Origin of the sequence: Myxococcus sp. CA005, from assembly GCF_006518205.1 — a bacterium.
Classification (GTDB): domain Bacteria; phylum Myxococcota; class Myxococcia; order Myxococcales; family Myxococcaceae; genus Myxococcus; species Myxococcus xanthus.
Genome location: NZ_SRLV01000173.1, coordinates 1 through 5,219 on the forward strand (window position 1 = coordinate 1; position 5,219 = coordinate 5,219).

Annotated in this window: 5 protein-coding genes; 2 read left to right on the forward strand and 3 right to left on the reverse strand. The window is 69.4% G+C overall.

Features of this window, described 5'->3' with window-relative positions:
- Positions 1 to 320 precede the first annotated feature (320 nt).
- On the forward strand, positions 321 to 1,583 hold the full coding sequence (gene cml / locus FMQ63_RS36755) for a CmlA/FloR family chloramphenicol efflux MFS transporter (protein WP_020477637.1): 1,263 nt from the start codon (positions 321 to 323) through the stop codon (positions 1,581 to 1,583).
- Positions 1,584 to 1,631: 48 nt separating this feature from the next.
- Positions 1,632 to 2,435 (forward strand): hypothetical protein, encoded by an 804-nt coding sequence (locus FMQ63_RS36760; protein WP_011552635.1) that lies wholly within the window; start codon positions 1,632 to 1,634, stop codon positions 2,433 to 2,435.
- A 9-nt stretch (positions 2,436 to 2,444) separates the two neighbouring features.
- Here FMQ63_RS36760 and moaD read toward each other — a convergent pair whose 3' ends face one another.
- The 3 genes from moaD to FMQ63_RS36775 form a co-directional block, all read right to left on the reverse strand.
- On the reverse strand, positions 2,445 to 3,125 hold the full coding sequence (gene moaD, locus FMQ63_RS36765; protein WP_011552634.1) for a molybdopterin converting factor subunit 1: 681 nt from the start codon (positions 3,123 to 3,125) through the stop codon (positions 2,445 to 2,447).
- A gap of 8 nt (positions 3,126 to 3,133) precedes the next feature.
- Positions 3,134 to 4,966: a PKD domain-containing protein gene (locus FMQ63_RS36770; RefSeq protein ID WP_011552633.1), complete on the reverse strand. Its 1,833-nt coding sequence runs from the start codon at positions 4,964 to 4,966 to the stop codon at positions 3,134 to 3,136.
- A 7-nt stretch (positions 4,967 to 4,973) separates the two neighbouring features.
- The coding region (locus FMQ63_RS36775) for an MXAN_2562 family outer membrane beta-barrel protein (protein WP_255509294.1) at positions 4,974 to 5,219 on the reverse strand (246 nt) is incomplete at its 5' end.

Sequence of the window (5,219 nt, forward strand, 5' to 3'; positions counted from 1 at the left end):
CCATCGCCCCCTGGTGCCGTGGCCCCTCCGCCCTGACGCCTCGAACCGAGCGTCTGTCCTGTTCGAGGCATAGGCGCCACACGTCACGTCAGGAAAACTCGACGTCCACGTCGCAACCCGCCACAGCCGGGTGATGGCCTCGCCCCACCGTGATTGCCAGCCCCTGCCCCAACCTTCGAGCGCAGACGCGCCGCCTGGGAGACCACGAATTGGAAGGCACTGTATCCGCAGATGAGTGAGCCGCGGCGACACGTCAACCGTTGCCGCGGCCATCTGCCCCAGCTCATCCCGGTACCCGTGGAGAGGCAGAGCGCCGCCAGATGTTCCTCATTTGTGCGGATGCAATCGTGCCTGACTTCAAATCCCCGTCGTGGAATCACGCTGTGCCAGCAGCGCTGTTGCTGATGGCGCCCTTCGACCTCCTGGCCTCACTGGCCATGGACATCTACCTGCCAGTCGTTCCGGCGATGCCCGGAATCCTCAACACCTCTCCCGCCATCGTCCAGCTCACCTTGAGCCTGTACATGGCGGTGCTTGGGCTCGGCCAGATGGTGTTTGGCCCGGTCTCCGACCGCATCGGCCGGCGCCGAGTGCTGCTGACAGGCGCCCTCCTGTTCGCGGTCACGTCCTTCCTGCTCGCGGGGGCCTCGGATGCCGCGATGTTCGTCGGCCTTCGGCTCGTCCAAGCCATGGGGGCATCCGCGGCCCTCGTCGCCACGTTCGCGACGGTCCGCGATGTCTACGCGGAGCGCCCCGAGAGCGCGACCCTCTACAGCCTGTTCAGCGCCATGCTGGCCTTCGTCCCCGCGCTCGGGCCCATCGCGGGGGCGCTGCTCATGCAGCGCTGGGGATGGCGAGCCATCTTCATCACACTCGGAGTCCTGGCCACGGCGGCGCTGCTCCAAGCCTTGCCGCGGTGGCACGAGACGCGCCCGGCGCAGGGCCTTCAGTCACGTCCCGCGTTCCGGCACATCCTGCGCAGCGCCACGTTCTGGACGTACACCCTGGGCTTCAGCGCGGCCATGGGCTCCTTCTTCGTGTTCTTCTCCACGGCGCCCCGGGTGCTCATCGGTCAGGCCGGCTTCTCCGAGCTCGGGTTCAGCCTGGCGTTCGCTACCGCCGCGCTCGCGATGATTCTGACGACCCGCTTCGCGAAGCGCTTCGTGGGGAGTTGGGGGCTGGCGGGTAGCCTCACGCGGGGCATGGGCATGTTGCTGCTCGGGGCGGGGCTCCTGACGGCCGGACAGCTCCTGGCAACGCCGTCGTTCTGGACGTTCGTCGCGCCGATGTGGCTCATCGCGGCCGGCATCGTGTTCTCCGTCTCCGTCACCGCGAATGGCGCACTCCAGGCCTTTGGCGATGTGGCGGGAACGGCGGTCGCGCTCTACTTCTGCATCCAGAGCCTCATCGTCGGCGTCCTCGGCACGCTGATGGTCGTCCTGCTGGACGGCGACACGGCGTGGCCCCTGGTGGGATACGCGTCCCTGATGGCAGGGGTGACGTTGACGGCGCTTCAGCGCCTCCAGCGCCGACAACGCGTCCTGACGAAACCCGCGATGGCGGAAAGCCCCGACGCCCCCTAGCAAACGTCCCCAAACCGCGCCGCGGGGGCCTGCTCCCGCGGCGCGGCGGTGGTTTCCACCTTCCCCGCCTGGGACGGAACCCTGCCCGCCTCCCGGCTGTCCAGGGACCAACCGGGCGTCGGCCGTCTTTCGGAAGACGTCTCCTGGACGATGAAGGAGCCGCGAGCCATGCAAGGCCCTATGCTTCCCCCCGCGATGAACACCAAGGCAGGCGGTGGACTCTTCTGTGAGCTGTACTGGGGCAACAATCTGTCCGAGGCGTGGAGCTATGGGCCGGAGCATTCGAACGTCCACGCCGCCCCGGACGAGACGGCACCGCTACCGCTCTACGGCTTCACCCTGCCCGAAGAGCCGTTCCTGCTCGCCGAGCGCACCGCTCAGGGCTGGCGCATCCATCTGCCGCCCGCTGCCCGTGCCGAGCGCGCCGTCAAAGGCAACGCCTATGCCGCCGTGCCGCAGACGGACCTGCGCCAGCACGACGGACGCACGACAGTGGAGCTCGCAGAGGGCATGACGCTTCGCCTCTCGGAAGGCCAGCTCTCGCTGCGCATCCAAGGCTCCGTCGTCAAGGAACAGGTCAACCGGCTCCAGTGGAAGGACTTCGGCTGGCTCATCATCGTGAGCATCCTCTTCCTCAGCCTCCCCGTGGGCTTCCTCATCGCGGGCCCCACGCCCCAGCGCATCGAGGAATCCAAGGTCCGCGCCATGAAGATAGCCGCCGACAAGGAAGCCGCGCGCCGCAAGGCCATGGGCCTGGACACGCCACTGCGTCCGCTCACGGATGAAGAGCTCGGCATGCAGCCCGACGGCGGTGACGACGTCACGGTCCCCGCCTTCCTGCGCGTCCGCTGAGGCGGCGATTCAGGGCCCCAGGCCGACCCAGACCTCCCCATCCTCGAAGAACTCCTTCTTCCAGATGGGGACGTCCTGCTTGAGCCGCTCGATGGCGTACTCGCAGCCACCGAACGCCTCCTTCCGATGCGGCGACGCCGCGGCGATGACGACGGCCAGCTCGCCGGGCACCAGCGTTCCCACGCGATGGATGATGGACACGCGCACGCCGGGAAACCGCTCCGCGGCCTCCGCGCCAATCTCCGCCAGCTTCTTCTCCGCCATGGGCGCGTAGGCCTCGTACTCCAAGCGCAACACGCGGCGGCCCTTCGTCTGGTTGCGCACGGAGCCGCTGAACGTCACCAGCCCGCCGTATGACTCCCCCCTGACAGCCTCCACCACCTCCTCCAGCCGCAGGGGGCGGTCCACCACCAGGAACTTCCCAGGTGCGCCTCCCGCCACGGGGGGAATCAGCGCCATCTCCGCCCCATCCCGCACCGGGGCATCCGGACCGACGAACTCCTGGTCCACGGCCACACGAAGGTGCGGCAGGAGTGGCGCCAGCGCCGCGTACTTCGCGCTCAGCAGCCGCAACACGTCCCGAACATGCGAGCCCTCGGGCAAGTCCAGGGCCTCACGCACCTGCCCGGTGCGCTCGCGAGCCGCGGCGAAATAGAGGACGGTGATGCGCACGTTCCTGGCGTCCGCCATGCCCCCGCTCAACGCGAAGCCTCCTGCTCCGCGCGCAAGGACAGGCGTCCCTTGAGCCGGCCCCCGCCCTCCACCGGGCTGAAGTCGAGGAAGCCCGAGTCCAGCGGCGTAATCCGATCCAGCAGCGCCCCCGAAAGCGCCTTCGTCGCCCCGAGCAGCATATTGGGCACTCCGGGCACCTTCTCCGCCGCGCGCAGGTCCGCGCGCAGCCGGCCCAGGTCCACCATCACCGACACATGGCCCGAGCTGAAGGCCTCACCACCGAAGCGCTCCCGCAGCTCGGCGCCCACGTCTCCGCGAGGACGGCCCTGCAGCAGCTCCCCCGCCAGCAGGCTGGCGCGCTCGGGCGTGATGCGCAGCTCCACCGGATGCTCCCGAATCCGCGTCCGGAAGAGCGTGCCATTCGCCTCCTGCTGCGTCGTGTAGCGCAGCACGGAGTCCTCCAGTTGCTTCTGCACGAGCGCCCGCACGGGCTCCGACTCCATCAGCCCCGCTTCGAATACGATGGAGCCCTTGATGTCGGGCCGCTTGTTCCGGATGAAGTTGCGGAAGAAGGCCGGGATGTCGAAGTACGCGCGCAGCACCACGTCGCCGCGCAGCGCCTTGAGCAACGCCTCCACATCCAGTCCTTCACGACGCCAGGACGCCACCATGCGCTCGCGGCGCTCGGAGCCCGGCGCACCGAACGCCAGCCGAGCCAGCTCCTCGGGCGGCACGGAAATCTGCGCCGCGGCGATGGGCCCCAGTTCCGCGTCTTTCAGCAACGCCGACGCGGGCGCGCGGGCGCCCTGGAACAACGGTGTCGAGGAGGACAGGAAGCCATCCAGGTCCATCCGCTCCGGCTTCACCGCCAGCGACGCGGCGAAGCCCCGAATCGGCTGGGTGCCTTCTTCATCAGGCGCCACTCCGGGCTGCAGCCCGGAGAAGAGATACACGCTGCCGCTCGCCACCTTCCCTCGAAGCTCGGTCAGGAGCACGTCCTCGGAGATGCCCGGCCCCGTGAGGCTTCGCACCGCCTGGCGGGCCACTTCCGCGTCGGGAATGGCCAGCACCTGCGCCTGCTGAGACTCGCCCTCGTCGGGCTCCTCCAGCCCCTCCGGTACGGCGAGATAGAGGTAGCCTCGGTCCTCGAAGAGCAACATCGGGGGCCCGCCTGACGCGGGCTCCACGGTGGCGGAGCCGTCCGGCTGCGGCATCACGCCGTGCCCCGCCCGCTCCAGCTCATCGGCAACGGCCTTCAGGGCCGCCTCTGGCTCCGTGATGCCCAGCAGCGTCACGACGCCGTCGAACTCCGGGAGCAGGAAGAAGCCGAAGCCCTCGTCGGGGTCCACGACCGAGCCGGTGCCGTTCTCCAGGTCCGCGAAGAGCAGCGGCAGCAGCGGAGATGACTCCACGGCCCGCCGCGCATTCTCCGGCCCCACGAGCCGCGCGTAGAAGTCCATCAGCGGCTCCACGTGGCCGCGCAGCTCGGGCAGCCACATGACGGTGCGCGCGCTGGAGGGCACCGCGCGCAGCACGGGCCGAGGCACCACCGTCAACTGGACGCGGCCAACCTCCGCGCCCTCGTGCAGGGCGCGCACGGTATAGGCGCCTGCCCGAGTGAACGCGTGAGACACCCACGGCGCCGTCTGGGCGTCGCTGCCGTCACCGAAGTCCCAGGTGACGGCGGTGGCGTCCTCGCGCTGCGAGCCGAGGTCGACCGGCACGCCCGCTTCCACCGTCCGGTCCTGCCCCAGGTCCGGCCGCACCGCGCGACGGCAGCCGGAGGCCCAGGGGCCCACGGCGACCGTCAACAGGAGGAGCGCGACAAGAGACCCAGGGCGGCGCGGAATGAGCGGCATGAGCCGCTTAGTAGTCCAGCGCCAGTCCGAACATCCAGCGCCGGTTCGACAGGTTCAGCCCCGGCCCGCCGAAGTTGTCCACATCCGCATAGGTGTACTCGGCGAAGATGTAGCTGTGGTTGACGCCCAGGTCGGAGTCGAAGTCGCGCGCGAAGCGCGGTTCCAACACGTCCAGCAAGAAGGCCACGCCACCCGTTGCGCCCCAGCCCCACTTGCCGCCCGAACCCCGGTTGCCCCCCACAGCCTCAGTGCC